Raw genomic sequence first — 18799 nt, forward strand, 5'->3', positions numbered from 1 at the left:
GGGTCTGCTCCACCAAGGTAATGCGTTCGGCTAGGGATGACGAAGGAAAACGGCCACGGTTCTCCCCGGAACGGCGAAGGTCCCCGATTTCTTCTCGTAGGACGCCCCCTTGACGGTAGGATCCGCCCCTGCCGTCTGTACGGGATGCAGCCGGTATGTGCGTCCGGCAAGGGCGTCGACACGCTGGGTGCGGGCGTTCGGCGTCGCGTTGAACACGACGACGAGATCGCCCAGTTCCATCGTGATCACTCCGGGTGTCTCGTCCTTCCCTGACAGCGGGAAGGACAGCTGCGACTGCACCCGGTCGGCTGTGGCGAGCGAGAACGCCTTCTCCGTCGTACGGATCCTCAGCAGGTCCCGGTAGGCGCCCGAGGCCCCCTCGATCTGCCGGCAGCCGACCTTCACCGAGCCCAACAGGGGCTTCGCGTACGGCCACTTGGTCGCGTTGTCGGCGGCCATGGGCAGTCCGCGGCCGTAGCCGTTGCCGTCCTCGCAGTTCCAGTGGACGGCGTTGAACCAGTCGCCGCTGTCGAAGGAGTTGCGGTCCAGTGACTTGGAGCGCAGCAGGTCGGTGCCCGCCTGGGAGAGCGCCGGGCCCTGTGAGAGGGCGGCCGTGGCCATGACGAGGACCTGCATCCGGGCCCGGTCGTCGGCGCCGGTGCCGGCGGGCAGCTTGTACGTCAGCGCGTCGAACAGGGACTCGTTGTCGTGCGCGTCGGCGTAGGCGAGGGCGTCACCGGGGGCGTCCGCGTAGCCCGCGGGCTGTCCGTTGTAGTCGACCTGGGCGCCGGTGACCTCCTTGCCGTCGGTGTCGGTGAAGCGGTACCGGGCGAGGTTGCCGGAGAGCCCGACCTTGATCAGGTCCTGGTAGTGCAGCAGGCGCGCCTTCTGCTCCGGTGAAGTCCCGTTCGCCGTCGAGGTGTTGGGGTCGGTGTACAGCCCGGACGCGAAGCCCTGGACGCCGGGGTCCTCGTCGAAGGGGCCGCCGCCGCGTACGGCGTCACGGGCGCGGTCGGAGAAGGTCGCGATGCCCGTGCCGGCCATGTTCTTCTGCGTGGCCTGCACGAAGCGGGCGTCGTCGGCGACCTCGCCGAAGTTCCAGCCCTCGCCGTAGAGGATGATCTTCCTGCCGTCGACGCCGTCCTTTGTGAGGGTCAGCGCGTCGAGGGCCTTCCTGACGGCCAGGATGTTGGCCTTGGGGTGGTGGCCCATGAGGTCGAAGCGGAAGCCGTCGACCTTGTACTCCCTGGCCCAGGTGACGATCGAGTCGACGACCAGTTTACCCATCATGGCGTTCTCGGTCGCGGTGTTCGCACAGCATGTGCTGGTGGCCACCGAGCCGTCGGCGAGGAGCCGCTGGTAGTAGCCGGGGACGATCCGGTCGAGGACGCTCGTGGGGGCCTGTCCGCTCGCCGCGGTGTGGTTGTAGACGACGTCCATGACGACCCGCAGGCCGTCCTCGTTGAGGGACTTGACCATCTTCCGGAACTCGACCGTGCGGCCGGTGCCGTCCGGGTCGGTGGCGTACGAGCCCTCGGGGACCGTGTAGTGGTACGGGTCGTAGCCCCAGTTGTAGGCGTCCTTCGCGGCGGCCTTCGCGACGCACGCCTGCTGTGCGTCGGAGTCGGCCGGGTAGGAGGCGAGGTCGCAGTCGGGACTCGTCTGGTCCTGGCGGCGTTCGGGGATGGTCGCGATGTCGAAGGCGGGCAGCAGGTGCACGTACGACGTGCCCGCCCTCGCGAGCTCACGCAGGTGCCTGGAGCCGTCGCTGTCCTTGTCGGTGAAGGCGAGGTAGGTGCCCTGGTCCGCTGCGGGCACGGTCCTGTCCGCTGTCGAGAAGTCCCGGATGTGCAGCTCCTGGATCTCGGCGTCCCTCAGCGGTACGGCCGCGGGCTTCCGGTACGTCGACCAGGCGGCCGGGGCCAGGGATGTGTCGTCCAGGTCGACGACGAGGCTGCGCCCGGAGTCGGTGGTGAGGGCCACCGAGTAGGGGTCGGTGACCTTGTTGGTGACGACCTTGCGGACACTGGGCGCCCAGACCTTCACGGCGTACCGATAGGCATTGCCCTTCCAGGACGCCGGGCCGGTGACGGACCAGACGCCGGTGGTGCTGTTCCGTTTCATCCCGACGAGGGCTCCGTCGATCTCCAGCCGGACCGACTGTGCGGTGGGGGCCCAGACGGACAGCGTGGGGCGGCCTTTGTGGAAGACGGGACCCAACTCGGCCTTCGTGGCGGCGGGGTACAGATCGTCGAGCACACCGCCGATCTGCACGCCGGTCGCGGTCAGCACCGCTCCGTTCGCGGCTCGTTGGGAGGCCACGAGCTGGCCGCTCAGGGCCTGACGCACCCGGTCGCGGTCGCGGGGGTCGACAGACCAGGCCGTGTAGTCCTTCAGATGCGGGAACTTGGCCTTCTGCGCGTCGGTGAGGGCGGTCCTGGTCAGTCGCAGCCACCTCTCGTCGTCGCTGGTCAGCGCACCGCCGTCCACGGTGATCGAGCCGTCGTGGGAGTACAGCAGCTGGGTGGAGGCGGCGGCCTCGGAGCCGTTCCAGGCGACCGTGTTCCGGTCGATCCAGATTGCCTTGGCAGTGGTGAGGTCGAGCGCGGCGGCGGACCCGGCGGGCTGCGGGAGCAGGTACTTCTCCTGGGCGTTCAGCAGCCACACCTCGTGGCCGTCCGCCGTGAGGTCCAGGGACCGGTCGGTGGGCAGGTCCTTCTCGTCACCCTTGTGGAGGATGTAACTGAGGCTGGTGGCGCCGTCGTTGAGCGGAACCTCGTACACCGCTCCATAGGCGTCGGTCCGCACCGGCTCCAGTGGCTTCGACCAGTCGGTGGGGTTCGCGGCACCCGTCCAGACGTGCAGACCCCAGCCGTCGTACTCCCCGTCGGCACGGTGGTAGTGGATGACCGCCTTGGACGTGTCCTGCGCCGGGTAGTCGGGCCTTTCGGTGTGTACGGCGTCCTTGCCCTGCTCGATCCAGACCTCACCGGTCCGGGTCACGTCGATCGTGCGGTCGGCGGAGACGTCCTTGTTGCCGTCCTTGTCGACGACGAGGAAGCCGACGTTGGAGGCACCCGGCTTCAGCTTGACGTAGGCGAAGGCGCCGTACGCGTCCCGGCCGACGAAGGGATGGCCGGCGGGCCAGGTGGTGGACTCACCGTCGGCGAGGTCGCCCCACGCGTACAGGCCCCAGTCGGTGTAGTCGCCGTCGGTGCGCTTGTAGTGGACGACCGCGTAGTCGCGGGAGGAGGCGGTGGGGGTCTCCTCGGCGGGCGGGGTGCCGGTGCCGCTCTCAGCGGTCGCACCGGCGGTCCGGCCGGCCGAGTCGATCACAACCGCCTTGTAGCGCAGGGCTGTTCCGGCCGGAACGTCCTTGCCGATGGTCTGGGTGACCTTGAAGGGGGCGTGGTCGGCGGAGCCGAGCGTCCGCCACTTTCCGTTTCCGACCTGGGCGGCGAAGACGACCCGGTTGAGCTGTCCCCCGTGCACGTCGGCGGCGAGTTCGACGGTGCCGGTGGCTCCGGCGGCCGGGGCCTCGATCGTGATCGTCGGCCTGGTGGCGGGCTCGGCGAGCCAGCCGGCCGCTTTGAGGACGATCGCGGAACCGGCCGGGACGGTGACCGTGATCTTCTTGTCCGCGCCGGAGGTCACGCCGGCCGAAGTGCCGTACACGCCAAGGAACTTCATGCCCGCCGAACCGGTCGCGAAGGTCGCCGACCGGGCCTCGGCAGCGTTGTTGAAGGCAACGACGTACTCCTGGCCGGTCCTGGCGTCGGTGCGGGAGAAGGCGTAGACCCCGGCCCCGTCCGCCGCGTACCGCTCCTCCTGGACGCCGTCCGTCAGCGCCGGGTTGGCCCTGCGGAGCTTGGACAGCGCGCTGATCTGCCGGTACAGCGGCGCGCTGCGGTCGTAGGCGTCGCTCGCGTGGGTGCGGTCGGTGCCGATCTCGTCGTCGTCGAGGTAGTCGGCAGTCCTCGACGCGAACATCGTCTGGCGGGCGTCCTTGTCGCCGCCGGAGCCGGTGAAGCCCTGCTCGTCGCCGTAGTAGACGACGGGGTTGCCGCGGCTGAGGAACATCAGCTCGTTGGCGAGCCTGTCCTTGGCGAGGAGTTCGGCGTCGGTGGCCTTCGGGTCGTCCTGGTTCAGGAAGTACCCGATGCGGCCCATGTCGTGGTTGCCGAGGAAGGTGACCTGTTCGTAGGCGTTGGCCTTGTCGGTCGTGTACTTGTAGTCGTCGCCGAAGACCTTGGAGAGGGACTGCGCGCTGCCGCCCTGGGAGGCGTACTGCCGGGCGGCCTCCTGGAAGGGGAAGTCGAGCGTGGCGTCGAGGCGGCCCTGGGTGACGTACGGCGACGTGATCGCCGTGTCGGCGGAGTAGACCTCGCCGAACATGAAGAAGTTCTTGCGGCCCTGCTTGGCGGCGTAGGCGTCGAGGGCCGTGGCCCACTGGGTCCAGAACTCCATGTTCACGTGCTTCACGGTGTCGATCCGGAAGCCGTCGATGTCGAAGTCCCTGACCCAGCGCTGATAGATCCTCTCCATGCCGCTGACGACCTCGGGACGCTCGGTCCACAGGTCGTCGAGGCCGGAGAAGTCGCCGTAGGTCGTGGACTCACCGGCGTAGGTCGAGTCGCCGCGGTTGTGGTACATCGTGGGGTCGTTGAGCCAGGACGGGACCTTGGCGCTGCTGGTGACCGTCGGGGTGCGCGGGAAGGAGTCGGCGTCGACGCTCGGGAACGTCCTGCCTGCGGCCGCGTGGTCCGCGTCGTCGAACGGCTCACCGTCTTTCGTGAGGTACGGGAAGGCGCCCTTGGAGAGGTAGCTGTAGGACTTCTCCTCGTAGTCGACGAGGTCGGCCGTGTGGTTGGTGATGACGTCGAAGAAAACCTTCATGCCCTTGGCGTGCGCCTTGGCGATCAGGGTCTGAAGGTCCTTGTTGGTGCCGAAGTGTGGGTCGACCTGGGTGAAGTCGGTGATCCAGTAGCCGTGGTAGCCGGCCGAGGCGTTGCTCCCCGTCCCCTGTACGGGCCGGTTCTTGAAGATCGGGGCCATCCAGATGGAGGTGGTGCCGAGGTCCTTGATGTAGTCGAGCTTCTTGGTGAGGCCCTTGAGGTCGCCGCCCTGGTAGAAGCCCTTGTCGGTGGGGTCGTAGCCGGTGCTCAGCCGTGAACCGGTGAGCCCGCCCCGGTCGTTCGACGTGTCTCCGTTGGCGAAGCGGTCCGGGAGGACGAAGTAGAACTGCTCACGGGTGTCGTCGTGCCGGGCCGGTTCCGCGGCGAGCTTCGCGTCGGAGGGCGGCGGGGGCGGGGTGTCCGCCCGGGCGGACAGCGGCTGGACGAGCGCTGCGGCCAGCGCGATCACGGTGACCGCGGCGACCCGTCCGGCATGCGCGGTGCGGCGCCTCGACGGCACCGGCCATCTGGGTATCACTGACGTGGACTCCTTGCGATGACGGCTCTGTGGGTCCGACCCCGCGCGACCGTATCGCCGCCGTAAGGCTTACAGCAAGAGTCCTGAAACATCCGGAAAGAAATTGCAGCCCCGGCAGCCCCGGACCGTCGCGGGTGTGACGCTCAGCAGCTCGACTTGCCGGCGTAGATCGCCAGCGCCGTATTGGAGCCGAGGGTGGCCGTGAACCGGCCGCTGGAGTCCACCGTCACACTCGTGTTGTTCTGCACGTTGCAGTAGGTGCCCGCCGCCAGCGACGTCTGGTATGTCCGACTCAGGCTGCCCGACTCGTGGTTGATGGCGACGTACCCCTTGGCGCCCCGCCCGAAGGCGATCGCGTCACCGCCGTTGTCCCACCAGTCGGTGAGTGACTGGCCGCGGGTCGCGTTGCGGAAGGCGACCATGCGCAGGATCTCCGGCCAGGCGTGCTGGCACTTCCAGCCGTCCTGCCAACAGGCGGTGACCGAACCGCCGTTGGGTGGTCCCGCGTCCTTGTCGGACCACTCGTAGCCGGAGTTGATGTCCGGGGCGCCGTACGGGTGGGCCAGCATGAAGACGTTGGCGAGGGTGTAGTTCGCGCCGTCCTTGTAGCTGAGCGTGGAGCCGTTGCGCTCGGTGTCGTGGTTGTCCACGAAGACGGCGGCGACCGAGTTGTTCAGGTAACCCCAGCCCTCGCCGTAGTTCTTCAGGTAGGCGAGGTTCTCGTTGTTGAAGACGCGCTTGAGGTCGAAGGCGTAGCGGAACTCCTGGACGTCCCCGTTGCCCGTGTACTCGGTGGGCTGGACGGCCTCTCCGCTGCCGTAGATGACCTCCTGCTTCCAGTACGCCGACGGGTTGCTCAGCCGGGACTTGATGTTCGCGAGGTCGGTCGCCGGGATGTGCTTGGCCGCGTCGATGCGGAACCCGTCGACACCGCGCCCGAGCAGGCCGTTCATGTACCCGGCGATGGTGGCGCGGACGTACTCCTCGCCGGTGTCCAGGTCGGCGAGGTTGACGAGTTCGCAGTTCTGGACGTTGGCGCGGTTGGTGTAGTCGGTGACCGCGGACGTGCAGTCGTCCATGTCGTACGACGAGTACAGACCCGGGTAGGTGTACTTCGAGTACGACGAGCCGCCGGTACCGGTGCCGCTGCCCGCGGACATGTGGTTGATGACGGTGTCGACGACGACCTTCACGCCCGCGGCGTGGCAGGTGTTCACCATGTTCTGGAAGGCGGTGGCGTCCCCGAGCCGTCCGGCGATCCTGTAGCTGACCGGCTGGTACGACGTCCACCACTGCGAGCCCTGGATGTGCTCGGCGGGCGGGGAGACCTGGACGTAGCCGTATCCGGCGGGGCCGAGGGTGTTGGTGCACTCCCTGGCCACGGACGCGAAGTTCCACTCGAAGAGGACGGCGGTGACGTCCTTGGTGCCGGGCGGGGCGGCCTGGGCCGTGGTGGGGGCGAGGACGGCGACCGAGGCGGCGAGGGCGGCGGCGGACGCGGTGGTGGACCATCTCGATATCACGTGGGGGTTCTCCTTGCGTGACGGCCGGGCGTCTTTGCCTGGCGTCGGCGAGAACGTACCGCTCACGAAATGTTTACAGCAAGAGTCTTGAAAGAGGCGGCAAGAAGTTTCACAGGTCTTGGCGCGCCCGCCTCGACTGCCCCGCTCCCGGCTCAGCGCTGACTGGCGGGCTTGCCCGGAAGGTCACTGCGGCTGCCCTCGCAGGCGTAGACGATCTCCACAGCCCCTCCGGGCAGGGCACGCTGGCTCTGGAAGACCAGTCCGGTCTCGGGGCTCAGCGCGGGGGTCAGCCGTGTCCCGCCGCCGAACAGCAGGGGCAGGACGACCAGTTCGAGGCGGTCCAGTGCGCCGAGGGCGTGGAAGGTGCCGATCGTGCGCGGGCCGCCGATGAGGTGAACGTCGCCGCCCCGGTTGGCCGCGCGGAGCTTCTCCAGCAGCCGCACCGGGTCGCTGTCGGTGGTGACATGGTCCGGGGTGCCGTCCGGGCGGCGCGAACCGAGCACGAACACGTCGAGGTCGGGCCACGGCCAGCGGCTGTTGGTCAGCGCGGGCTCGAAGGTCGTACGGCCCATGAGCGCGGCCTCGCAGTCCGCCAGGAAATCCCGGATGCCGTGGCTCTGCCCGGGGACGAACGCGGGATCGGCGGTCAGCGCGGGCCAGCCGCTCGGCGTGGTCACATAGCCATCGGCACTCATGCTCAGACGGGCGCGGATCTGCATGATCTCTCCTCGGGTGCGGGGCGCTGTTCGCCCTTTCACCCAAGCGTCGAACGCGCCTCCCGCCGATCGACACGCCGGACGAAAAAAATCACCGGGCCCCTCCCGAGGCCCGGTGATCCCTGTGGGTGCTCAGGCCGTCGTCCACCACACGGTCGTGTCGGCCTGCATCTTCGCGTCCTCGTCGACCTCGGCCACGTCCCCGCTCGCGAGGAGCAGCCGGCCGTAGGCGGGAGTCGTCACCGATTCACCGCTGGTGTTCGCGACGCAGACGAACTCGCCGCGCCGGAAGGCGAGAACACCCTCGGGCGCCCTCAGCCACTCCACGGCGTTGCCCGCGCCCAGATCCGGCTGGGCGCGACGCACGGCCAGGGCCGAGCGGTACAGCTCCAGGGTGGAGTCGGGGTCGCCGGTCTGCGCCTCCACGCTCAGCTCGCCCCAGGCCGACGGCTGGGGCAGCCAGCTGCCGCCCTCGCCGAAACCGTACGACGATCCCGTGCGCGTCCACGGGATCGGGACCCGGCAGCCGTCGCGGAAGCCGTCCTGGCCGGCGCCCCGGAAGTACGCCGGGTCCTGGCGGACCTCGTCAGCGAGGTCGACGACGTCCGGGAGGCCGAGCTCCTCGCCCTGGTAGACGTACGCCGAGCCGGGCAGGGCGAGCATCAGCAGGGTGGCCGCGCGGGCCCTCCTGAGCCCCAGTTCCCGGTCGCCGGCCGTGCGGATCTGGGTGCCGAGACCGGGCGGGTTGGCGAAGCGGGTGGCGTGGCGGGTGACGTCGTGGTTCGACAGCACCCAGGTGGCCGGGGCGCCCACCGGCCTCATCGCCTCCAGGGTGCGGTCGATGACCCCGCGCAGTTCGTCGGCGTCCCATGCGGTGCTCAGGTACTGGAAGTTGAAGGCCTGGTGGAGCTCGTCGGGACGGACGTAGTTCGCCGTGCGCTCGATGGTCGGGGTCCACGCCTCGGCAACGAAAATGCGCTCGCCGGAATACTCGTCGAGGATCAGCCGCCACTGGCGGTAGATCTCGTGCACGCCGTCCTGGTCGAAGAACGGCATGACATCGTTGCCCAGCAGCTTGACCTGATCGTGGGAGCCGAGGTCGGGCAGGCCCGCCGCCTTGACCAGGCCGTGCGCCACGTCGATACGGAAGCCGTCCACTCCCATGTCCAGCCAGAAGCGCAGGACGGAGCGGAACTCGTCGCCCACGGCCGGGTGGTCCCAGTTGAAGTCGGGCTGCTCCGGGGCGAAGAGGTGGAGGTACCACTCGCCGTCCGCGACCCGCGTCCACGCCGGTCCGCCGAAGATCGACTCCCAGTCGTTGGGCGGCAGTTCACCGTTCTCGCCCTTGCCGGGGCGGAAGTGGTAGCGGTCCCTGAGCGGCGATCCGGGCCCCTCGGCGACCGCCCGCTTGAACCACTCGTGCTGGTCGGAGGAGTGGTTGGGCACCAGGTCGACGATGATCCTGAGACCCAGCGCGCGGGCGTCGCGGATCAGCGCGTCGGCGTCCAGGAGGTTGCCGAACATGGGGTCCACGGCCCGGTAGTCGGCGACGTCGTAGCCGGCGTCGGCCTGCGGGGATGCGTAGAAGGGGCTCAGCCACACGGCGTCCACGCCGAGGTCGCGCAGATACGGCAGGCGGGAACGGATGCCCTCCAGGTCGCCCATGCCGTCACCGTTGCTGTCGGCGAAGCTGCGCGGATAGACCTGGTAGATCACCGCGTCCCGCCACCAGTCGCTGCGCTTGGCCTTGGCGGGGTAGGGGGTCGGGGCGACGGCGGAGTGGTGCTGGCTCATGGCGTCCTTGAAACGTAAGGGGGGCATGGGGGTCGTCAAGTGGCGAGGCGGCCGCAGTGACAGCGGGGTCGGATGGACACTGCGGCCGCCTCGGGTCTGAGGGTGGTGAGGCAGATTGGTATCGTGCGGCGCCGTCGTGGCTGGTCGCGCAGTTCCCCGCGCCCCTGAGGGGCGCTGTCGAACCGGCGTCAGCCCTTCGTGCCGCCCGCCGTGAGCCCCGTCACCAGGTTCTTCTGCACGAGGTAGAAGAACAGCGACACCGGTATGGCGATCAGCACCGCGGTCGCGGCCATCAGGTTCCGCTGGGCGTCGTGCTCGCTCACGAAGCTCTGCAGCCCCACCGCGAACGTGTACTTGGTGTCGGACAGCATGAACGTCGAAGCGAACGCGACCTCGCCGAACGCCGTGAGGAAGCTGTAGAACGCGGCGACGGCGAGCCCCGGCTTGGCGAGCGGCAGGATCAGCCGCGCGAACGTGCCGAAGGGGGTCAGCCCGTCGACGCGTCCGGCCTCGTCGATCTCGAACGGGATGGTGTCGAAGTACCCCTTCAACAGCCAGGCGCAGTACGGCACCGCGGTCGAGCAGTAGACGAGGACGAGTCCAAGGTAGCTGTCGATGAGCCGGAGGTCCGACAGCATCTGGTACATCGGCACCATGAGTACGGCCACCGGGAACATCTGCGTGACCAGGAGCACCCACATGAACTTGCGGTAGCCCGGAAAGCGCATACGGGAGACGGCGTAACCCGTGGTCGCGGCGATCAGCACACCGATCAGGGTCGTGCCCAGGGAGACGATCAGCGAGCTCTTCAGCCAGTCGAAGAAGGCCGTGTGCTGAAGGACGAACGAGTAGTTGTCGAACGTCATCTTCTTCCAGATGCCGCCCGGGTGAAGGTAGTCGTCCTTGTCCGGGCCGAGGGACAGGAAGACCAGCCAGACGATCGGGAACAGTGCGATCAGGCTCGCGACGATCAGGATGCCGTGCGAGACGAGGGAGCCGGCGGGGCTGTTCTCGCCGCGGCGGCGCACCGGGCGCGGGGCCTCGGGGCTCCGTTCGCCGGCCTGGGCGGGGGTCTCGACTGCGGTCGTACTCATGGGGACTCCTGCCTCAGATCGCGAGCTGCTGGTCATTGCGGTTCAGCCAGCGGCGGTAGAAGGAGGTGAAGACGATCAGGACGGCCAGCAGCAGGATGCCGTACGCGGCCGACTGGGCGAAGTCACGCGGTTGTTGTCCGAAGCCCAGGTAGTAGGCCCAGGTGACGAGGATCTGCGCGTCCGGCGCGGTGTTGCCGAACAGCAGGAAGATCACGGCGAACTGGTTGAACGTCCAGATGATGCCGAGGAGTACGACGGTGGAGCTGACGCTTCTGAGCCCCGGCAGGGTGACGTACCGGAAGCGCTGCCAGGCGCTCGCGCCGTCCATCTCGGCGGCCTCGTACAGGGAGGCGTCGATGGACTGGAGGCCGCCGAGCATCGAGACCATCATGAACGGCACACCGCACCAGGTGTTGACCATGATCGCGGCGGTCCGCTGCCAGAAGGTGTCCTCCAGCCATGACGGCGAGGGCAGATGCAGTGCGTCCAGGGCGAGGTTGATGACACCGCCGTCGGCGAGCATGAAGCGCCAGCCGAAGACGGTGACGAAGGTCGGCACGGCCCACGGCAGCACCAGGATCAGCCGGTACAGGGTCCGTCCGCGCAGCTTCTGGTTGAGCAGCAGCGCGAGGCCGAGCCCGATGCAGTAGTGCAGGGCGACACACAGTGCCGTCCAGGCGATCGTCCAGATGAAGTGCGACCAGAAGCGGTCGTAGGCCGTCGGGCCCCACAGGATGTCGGCGTAGTTGTCGAGGCCGATGAACTTGTAGGTGGCGTCGATGTGGTTGACGCCGATCGTGCGGGCCGTGTTGAGGCTGTTGGCGTCGGTGAGGGTGAGGTAGACGCCGTAGACCAGGGGGTAGATGACGAGGACGCCGAGGACGATCGCCACGGGGGCGATCATGGCGTAGGCGTACCAGTGTTTCTGGTAGCCGTGTCGGAGGCGTTGGCCCAGCCCGGGCCGTGGCGCGCGGTCACCGTGGCGTTTGCCGGTGGCGCGGTCGATGGCGACTGTCATGTTCGACACCTTCTGGAAGTTCTACGGCTCTGAGAAGTGGCTGGGCGAAACGGCTGGCCGGGCACAGGCCGGTGGCCGCCGGATCCCTCCCCCGTGCGCTCGGGAGATCCGGCGGCCACGCGGGCTCACTTGCTGAAGTCGGGCACCAGCTTGGCGATGGCGGCCTCGGCGTTGCTCAGACCCTTGTCGAGGGACTCCTTGCCGCCCGCGATGCTGTTCAGCTCGGTGTCGAGCGGGGTCAGCAGGGAGCTGTACTCGGGCAGGGCCAGCCGCGGCCGGGCGGAGGCGAGGACCGTCTGGTAGCCGGCGATGCCCGGGTCGGCCTTGACCTCGGCGGTGTAGGCGTCGTCGCGGGTGGGCAGCGTGGAGTTCTTCAGCGCGATCTGCGTCTGGGACTTCGCGGAGGTCATGAAGCCCACGAACTTCTCGGCCGCCTTCTGGTGGGCGGAGTCCGAGCCGGCGTAGACCGAGAGGTTGTGGCCGCCGGTCGGGGCGCCCGCCTTGCCGGTGGAACCGGCCGGGACGGTGGCGATGCCGAGGTTGGACTTGTCCGTGAACGCGGAGCCCTTGTAGAAGTTGGTGATCTCCCACGGGCCCTGGATGATCGCGGCGACCTTGCCGTTGATGAACGCGTCCTGGATGTGGGCGTAGGCGTCCGCGGTGGTGTCGGCCTTGTGCAGGCCCTTGCCGGAGAAGAGGCTCAGCCAGGTGCCGTAGCCCTTCTTGGCGGGGGCCGAGGCGACGGTGATCTTCTTGGCGGAGGCGTCGACGGTGTCGGTGCCCTCACCGAAGAGGAACGGCTGGGCGTAGTAGGCAGCCGTGGAACCCCAGTAGCCGTCGACGCCGGTCTTCGCCTTGATCGTGGCGGCGGCGGTCCTCAGGTCGTCCCAGGTCTTGGGGGCCTCGATGCCGGCCTTCGCGAAGAGCTGCTTGTTGTAGACCAGGGCGAGGGTGTCGGTGACGAACGGCACGCCGTAGGTCTTGCCGTCGTACTTCGCCTGCTCGATCAGGTTCGGCTTGAACTTGGCCTGGTCGGCGAGGGCCTCGGTGCCGTCGAGGGGCAGGAAGAAGCCCTTCTTGGCGAAGGCGGGGGTCCAGCCGACGTCGGAGCGCAGCACGTCGGGGGCGCCGGAGGCACCGGCGGCGGTGTCGAACTTGTTCTGCGCCTGGTCGAACGGCACGTTGACGTACGTGACCTTGACGCCCTTGTTCGCGGCCTCGAAGTCCTTGATCAGGGCCTTGTACGTCGGCGCCTCGTTGGTGGCGTTGGAGGTGTCCCACCAGGTGATGGTGACCGGACCGTCGGCTTTGTCGCCGCTGTCGCTTCCGCCGCAGGCCGTCGCCGCGAGGGCGAAAGACGCCACCAGCGCGGTGGCCGCTATGCCACGCCGCATGAGTTCTCCTTGAGGGTGAAAGCCCGTGTGCTGCGGAGACCGTCCCGTTTACTACCGTCTCCGTCTGCCGACTGCGCCGCTGCGGCCGCCGGGCGAGTGGGAACGTAACAGCGATGCAAGTCTTGCGAAAGAGCTTGCAGCAAAAAACCGCAAGAAACTGCGGAAATTACGTCGCCGTGACTCCTTCCCGACCGTCGAGAGGCCCTTGTTCTACGAGGTTGAGCGGTGCTGAGCGGGGCGATCACGGATCGTGCAAGACTCTGCAAGCTCTTGCCATCACTCTCTCGTGCGGGAATCATCCCCTTGCGGGACGAGGGGCGCCGACCAGAACTGAGGGACCGCGATGACGAAACGGCCGGTACAGTCCGGTGCCGTGACCACACGGCTTGCCGACATCGCCGCTCAGGCGGGGGTGAGCGAAGCGACCGTCAGCCGCGTCCTCAACGGCAAGCCGGGCGTCGCCGCCACCACCCGCCAGACCGTGCTCGCCGCACTCGACGTGCTGGGCTACGAGCGTCCGGTCCGGCTGCGGCAGCGCAGCGAGGGCCTGGTGGGCCTGATCACCCCGGAACTGGAGAACCCGATCTTCCCGGCTCTGGCCCAGGTGATCGGCCAGGCGCTGACCCGGCAGGGCTACACACCGGTCCTGGCCACCCAGACCCCGGGCGGCTCCACGGAGGACGAGCTCACCGAGATGCTCGTCGACCGGGGCGTGGCCGGAATCATCTACGTCTCCGGGCTGCACGCCGACACCACCGCGGACATGCAGCGCTACGAGCAGCTGCGCGCGCAGGGCGTGCCGTTCGTGCTGGTGGACGGCTTCTCGCCGAAGGTGCAGGCGCCGTTCATCTCCCCCGACGACCGCGCGGCGATGTCACTCGCGGTGACACACCTGGTGTCGCTGGGGCACACGAAGATCGGCCTGGCACTGGGGCCGAAGCGCTTCGTGCCGGTCCAGCGCAAGATCGAGGGCTTCGTCCGCACCATGCAGGACCTGCTGGGCCTGCCCGCGGCGACCGTCGAGGCGGACCTCGTCCAGCACTCGCTCTACACCCTGGAGGGCGGTCAGGCGGCCGCCTCGGCGCTCATCGACCGTGACTGCACGGCGGTGGTGTGCGCGAGCGACATGATGGCGCTGGGCGCTATACGGGCGGCCCGGCAGCGGGGCCTGGACGTGCCGCGGGACGTCTCGGTCGTGGGGTTCGACGACTCCCCCCTGATCGCCTTCACCGACCCGCCCCTGACGACGATCCGCAAGCCGGTGCCGGCGATGGGACAGGCCGCGGTACGCACGCTGCTGGAGGAGATCGGCGGGACGCCCGCGCCGCACAGCGAGTTCGTGTTCATGCCGGAGCTGGTCGTGCGGGGTTCGACGGCCTCGGCCCCTGGGGAACGCGGTCGTCCGTAGGACGGAGAAACCGGGGTCCGCCCACTGCACCGGTAGGAGAACGGGACGGTCCGCCCGCTGCAGGACATGCGGGTACAAACCGACCCGGGGATGATCGGTGGGTTAGGCCATTTCTGGCAGACTTTGTCTCTATGGGTGACTTGACCGTGACCAGTCTGGAAGACCGTGGGAACGCGCCCCTTCCGGGCCCCGTCACGGCCCCGGACCGGCCGGGTCCGCTGCGTCGACTGCGCTCGCCGCGCCGGCCGCGTCTCTGGTTCGAGGTCCTGCTGATCGCGGTGAGCTACTGGACGTACTCGAAGATCCGCAACGCGGTGCCGGAGCAGAGGACGCAGGCGCTGCGCAACGCCGACTGGATCTGGCGGACCGAGCACCATCTGGGCATCGCGGTCGAGGAGTCCGTCAACCACGCGGTGAACTCGGTGACTTGGCTCGTCGTCGGGATGAACTACTACTACGCCACGCTGCACTTCATCGTGACGCTGAGCGTCCTGGTGTGGCTCTTCCGCAGCCATCCCGGCCGGTACGCGGCGACACGCACGGTGCTGTTCGCGACGACGGGCGTGGCCCTGGTCGGCTACTACCTGTATCCGCTGGCGCCGCCGCGGCTGATGACCGGCGGCCACTTCGTCGACACGGTGGCGGTCCACCGGACCTGGGGCTCGATGGCCTCCGGCGACCTGAAGCACATGTCCAACCAGTACGCCGCGATGCCGTCCATACACATCGGCTGGTCCCTGTGGTGCGGCCTGACGATCTTCGCGCTGGCGTCGGTGCCGTGGGTACGCGTCCTGGGCCTGCTCTACCCGGCGACGACCCTCCTCGTCATCGTCTCCACCGCCAACCACTTCCTGCTCGACGCGGTGGGCGGCATCCTGTGCCTCACGTTCGGCTTCGCGGTGACGGTGATCTGGTACGGCGCACTGCCGTACACACTGCCGAGGACGGTACCGGCGAGGAACCGGGGCAGATCATCACTGCCCACGCGCCCCTGACCGGACGCCCACCGCGCGACGCCCGAGCGGGCTGCCTGCCACGTCCGAGAAGCAATGCCCGCTACGCCCCGTAGAACAGCTCCTCCACCACGCCCCGGGCCCGCCGCGCCGTGCGCCGGTAGTCCTCCAGCATGTCGCCCGCGTGCCCCGGTCCGTAGCCCAGGTACCGCCCCACCGCGGCGAGTTCGCGTGCCTCCGTCGGGAAGGTGTCCCCCGCCCGCCCGCGCACGAGCATCACGGCGTTGCGCACCCGGGTGGCCAGCACCCACGCCTCGTCGAGAATCGCGGCGTGCTCCGCCGACATGAACCCGGCGCCCTGCGCCGCGGCGAGCGCCGCGCGGGTGCGGGTGGTGCGCAGGCCCGGCTCGGTGGCGCCGTGCCGCATCTGGAGGAGCTGAACAGTCCACTCGACGTCGGAGAGCCCGCCGGGCCCGAGCTTGGTGTGCAGCTTGGGGTCGGCGCCGCGCGGCATCCGCTCGGACTCCATACGTGCCTTCAGCCGCCGGATCTCACGGGCCGCGTCGTCGCCGAGGCCGGCCGCCGGATAGCGCAGGGGGTTGATCAGCTCGATGAAGCGACCGCCCAACTCCTCGTCCCCTGCGACCGGTTCGGCCCGCAGCAGCGCCTGCGACTCCCATCCCAGCGACCAGCGGCGGTAGTAGGCGGCGTACGACGTCAACGTCCGCACCAGCGGCCCGGACTTGCCCTCCGGGCGCAGGTCGGCGTCGATGAGCAGCGGGGGGTCGGCGCTCGGGATCTGAAGCAGCCTGCGCATCTCGGAGACGACCTTGTTGGCGGCCTCGGAGGCCGTCCGCTCGTCGACGCCGTCGCGCGGCTCGTGCACGAACAGGACGTCCGCGTCGGAGCCGTAGCCGAGTTCGTGGCCGCCGAAGCGGCCCATGCCGATCACGGCGAACCGGGTCGGCAGGGTGTCGCCCCAGCCGCCCCGGACCACCGCGCGCAGGGTGCCGGCGAGGGTGGCGGCCGTCAGGTCGGACACCGCGTCGCCGACCCTGTCCACGAGGGCGCCCTGGTCCGGTTCGGCGGGCTGGGTCTCGGTGCCGTAGGAGCCGACGATGTCCGCGGCGGCCGTACGGAAGAGCTCGCGGCGCCGGACCCCACGGGCCGCGGTGACCGCCTGTACGGCTCCGTCGGCGCGGCCGACCGCGGCAAGGATCTCCTGTTCGAGACCGGCCCGTCCGCGCGGGTCGAGGCCGCCGCCGTCGCCGTCCCCGAGGAGCGCCACGGCTTCGGGGGCACGCATGAGCAGGTCGGGGGCGAGACGTCCGGCGGACAGGACGCGGGCGACGTTCTCGGCGGCCGCGCCCTCGTCCCGGAGCAGCCGTAGGTACCAGGGGGTCTTGCCCAACGCGTCCGACACCTTGCGGAAGTTGAGCAGTCCGGCGTCCGGGTCGGCGGACTCGGCGAACCAACCCAGCAGCACGGGAAGGAGAGTTCGCTGGATCGCGGCCTTGCGGGTGACGCCGGAGGCGAGCGCCTCCAGGTGGCGCAGCGCGGCGGCCGGATCGGCGTACCCCAGCGCGACCAGCCGTTCGCGGGCCGCCACCGGGCTCAACCGTGCTTCGCCAGGCCCGAGTTGGGCCACCGCGTCCAGCAGCGGCCGGTAGAACAGCTTCTCGTGCAGCCGTCGTACGACGGAGGCGTGCCGCTTCCACTCTCGGTTCAGCTCGGTCACCGGGTCGGTGCGCAGGCCGAGTGAGCGGCCGAGTCGGCGCAGGTCGGCCTCGTCCTCGGGGACGAGGTGGGTACGGCGCAGCCGGAACAGCTGGATGCGGTGCTCCATGGAGCGCAGGAAGCGGTAGGCGGTGTCGAGTTGGGCGGCGTCGGCGCGGCCGACGTAACCGCCGGCGGCGAGCGCCTGGAGCGCGTTCAGGGTGGTGCCGCTGCGCAGCGAACCGTCCTCGCGGCCGTGCACCAGCTGGAGGAGCTGCACGGCGAACTCGACGTCCCGCAGGCCGCCGGGACCGAGCTTCAACTGCCGGTCCACTTCGCCGACGGGGATGGTCTCGACGACCCGGCGCCGCATCTTCTGCACGTCGGCGACGAAGTTCTCGCGCTCGGCGGCCTTCCAGACGAGGGGTTCCAGGGCCGCGATGTACCGCTCGCCGAGGTCGAGGTCGCCGGCCACCGGGCGAGCCTTGAGGAGGGCCTGGAACTCCCAGGTCTTGGCCCAGCGCTGGTAGTAGGCGAGGTGGCTGGACAGGGTGCGGACGAGGGGGCCGTTGCGGCCCTCGGGCCGCAGATTGGCGTCCACGGGCCAGATCGACCCCTCGACGGTGGTCTCGGAGCACACCCGCATCATGTGCGAGGCGAGCTTGGTGGCGGCGCGCAGGGCCTTGCCCTCGTCGGCGCCCTCGGTCACCTCGGCGACGAAGATGACGTCGACGTCGGACACGTAGTTCAGCTCATGGCCGCCGCACTTGCCCATCGCGACCACCGCGAGCCGGCACAGCGCGGCGTCGTCCGGGGCGGCCGCACACGCTATGGCGAGCGCTGCGCGCAGGGTCGCGGTGGCGAGGTCGGCGAGCTCGGCGGCGGTCTCGGCGAGGTCGGTGGTGCCGCACACGTCACGGGCGGCGATGGACAGCAGACAGCGGCGGTAGGCGACGCGCAGGGCGACGGGGTCGGTGGCCCCGGCGAGCTCGCGCTCGAACTCCTCCACGCCGGGGTGCAGATCGCGGGGCTCGTAGGTGACGAGGGCCTGCCAGTCGCTGGGGTGCCGGGCCAGATGCTCGGCCAGCGCGGCGGACGCGCCGAGCACCCCGAGCAGCCGGTCCCGCAACGGCTTCGCCGCTATCACCGTGTCGAGCAGTTCGCGGCCGGGCTGCGCCTCCAGAAGCCGCACGAGGCCGAGCAGCGCGAGGTCGGGGTCGGCGGTCGCACCGAGGGCCTCCAGCAGCACCGGGTCGTTGCGTACGGCGCTCAGCTCCCCGCTCTCCAACAGCCGCTCGGCGGCCGACGGATCGGTGAAACCGTGCCGCAGCAGCCGCGTGAAGGTACTGCTCCTGCGCCCCGGCGCCGCCGTCATCCCCGGCCTCCCGTCCGATCAAGGTCGTATCGATCGAGCCTAACCGGAGAGCCGGGGATGAGCGCCGGGACGCGGGCGGATGGTTTCCGACCGGCACGGGGCCCGGCGGTGCGCCGCGGCAGGGCTGGGCCGGGTCGTGCGAGTGCGCCTCGACGCGAGTGCGCCTCAAGCGGACGGGCCACGGCCGCTCGCCGAGCGGCTCGTCGTCTCTCCAGGCCCGAGCAGGTCCCGTCCGCAGGCAGGAACGGTCCGGGTGTCCGGCTCAGCGAGGCGGCACGAGCCGGCCGCGGTGCGGGAGGCGGAGTACGGCGGTTCCTTGCGCTTCGAGGTGCGGGACGGCCCGTTCCGTCACGGGCCGGCACTCGGCGTCGTCCA

The 18799-nt window shown here is 69.5% G+C and carries 10 protein-coding genes; 2 read left to right on the forward strand and 8 right to left on the reverse strand.

The window, feature by feature from the left end; all coding sequences use genetic code 11:
- Positions 1-30: 30 nt before the first annotated feature.
- The 7 genes from pulA to OHT57_RS14320 form a co-directional block, all read right to left on the reverse strand.
- Positions 31-5433, reverse strand: coding sequence for a pullulanase-type alpha-1,6-glucosidase (pulA, locus tag OHT57_RS14290; RefSeq protein ID WP_328746759.1), 5403 nt, complete (start codon positions 5431-5433; stop codon positions 31-33).
- A 143-nt stretch (positions 5434-5576) separates the two neighbouring features.
- Positions 5577-6956 carry an alpha-amylase gene (locus OHT57_RS14295; protein WP_328746760.1) on the reverse strand — a complete coding sequence of 460 codons (1380 nt, stop codon included), beginning with the start codon at positions 6954-6956 and terminating at the stop codon, positions 5577-5579.
- A 152-nt stretch (positions 6957-7108) separates the two neighbouring features.
- Positions 7109-7675, reverse strand: coding sequence for a dihydrofolate reductase family protein (locus OHT57_RS14300; protein WP_328746761.1), 567 nt, complete (start codon positions 7673-7675; stop codon positions 7109-7111).
- A 129-nt stretch (positions 7676-7804) separates the two neighbouring features.
- A complete protein-coding gene (locus tag OHT57_RS14305) occupies positions 7805-9466 on the reverse strand; it encodes a glycoside hydrolase family 13 protein (RefSeq protein WP_328746762.1) in 1662 nt (553 codons plus the stop codon).
- Positions 9467-9654: 188 nt separating this feature from the next.
- Positions 9655-10560, reverse strand: a complete 906-nt coding sequence (locus OHT57_RS14310) for a sugar ABC transporter permease (protein ID WP_328746763.1) — start codon at positions 10558-10560, stop codon at positions 9655-9657.
- Positions 10561-10573: 13 nt separating this feature from the next.
- Entirely contained in the window at positions 10574-11578 is a 1005-nt protein-coding gene (locus OHT57_RS14315; protein WP_328746764.1) for a carbohydrate ABC transporter permease, read from the reverse strand.
- A gap of 125 nt (positions 11579-11703) precedes the next feature.
- Entirely contained in the window at positions 11704-12972 is a 1269-nt protein-coding gene (locus OHT57_RS14320; RefSeq protein WP_328746765.1) for an extracellular solute-binding protein, read from the reverse strand.
- Positions 12973-13345: 373 nt separating this feature from the next.
- On the opposite strand from OHT57_RS14320, the gene OHT57_RS14325 reads away from it, so the two are divergent.
- On the forward strand, positions 13346-14380 hold the full coding sequence (locus OHT57_RS14325) for a LacI family DNA-binding transcriptional regulator (RefSeq protein ID WP_328746766.1): 1035 nt from the start codon (positions 13346-13348) through the stop codon (positions 14378-14380).
- A gap of 131 nt (positions 14381-14511) precedes the next feature.
- Positions 14512-15375, forward strand: coding sequence for a phosphatase PAP2 family protein (locus OHT57_RS14330; protein WP_328746767.1), 864 nt, complete (start codon positions 14512-14514; stop codon positions 15373-15375).
- Positions 15376-15436: 61 nt separating this feature from the next.
- Here OHT57_RS14330 and OHT57_RS14335 read toward each other — a convergent pair whose 3' ends face one another.
- Entirely contained in the window at positions 15437-18424 is a 2988-nt protein-coding gene (locus OHT57_RS14335) for a bifunctional [glutamine synthetase] adenylyltransferase/[glutamine synthetase]-adenylyl-L-tyrosine phosphorylase (protein ID WP_328746768.1), read from the reverse strand.
- Between the last annotated feature and the right edge of the window lie 375 nt (positions 18425-18799).

The organism is Streptomyces sp. NBC_00285, assembly GCF_036174265.1.
Lineage (GTDB): Bacteria > Actinomycetota > Actinomycetes > Streptomycetales > Streptomycetaceae > Streptomyces.

Bases quoted from the DNA above. Each gene is read 5' to 3' on its own strand.
- OHT57_RS14335 (WP_328746768.1), bottom strand. From the start codon at position 18,424: ATGACGGCGGCGCCGGGGCGCAGGAGCAGTACCTTCACGCGGCTGCTG.
- OHT57_RS14330 (WP_328746767.1), top strand. From the start codon at position 14,512: ATGGGTGACTTGACCGTGACCAGTCTGGAAGACCGTGGGAACGCGCCC.
- OHT57_RS14310 (WP_328746763.1), bottom strand. From the start codon at position 10,560: ATGAGTACGACCGCAGTCGAGACCCCCGCCCAGGCCGGCGAACGGAGC.
- OHT57_RS14300 (WP_328746761.1), bottom strand. From the start codon at position 7,675: ATGCAGATCCGCGCCCGTCTGAGCATGAGTGCCGATGGCTATGTGACC.
- OHT57_RS14315 (WP_328746764.1), bottom strand. From the start codon at position 11,578: ATGACAGTCGCCATCGACCGCGCCACCGGCAAACGCCACGGTGACCGC.
- OHT57_RS14320 (WP_328746765.1), bottom strand. From the start codon at position 12,972: ATGCGGCGTGGCATAGCGGCCACCGCGCTGGTGGCGTCTTTCGCCCTC.
- OHT57_RS14305 (WP_328746762.1), bottom strand. From the start codon at position 9,466: ATGAGCCAGCACCACTCCGCCGTCGCCCCGACCCCCTACCCCGCCAAG.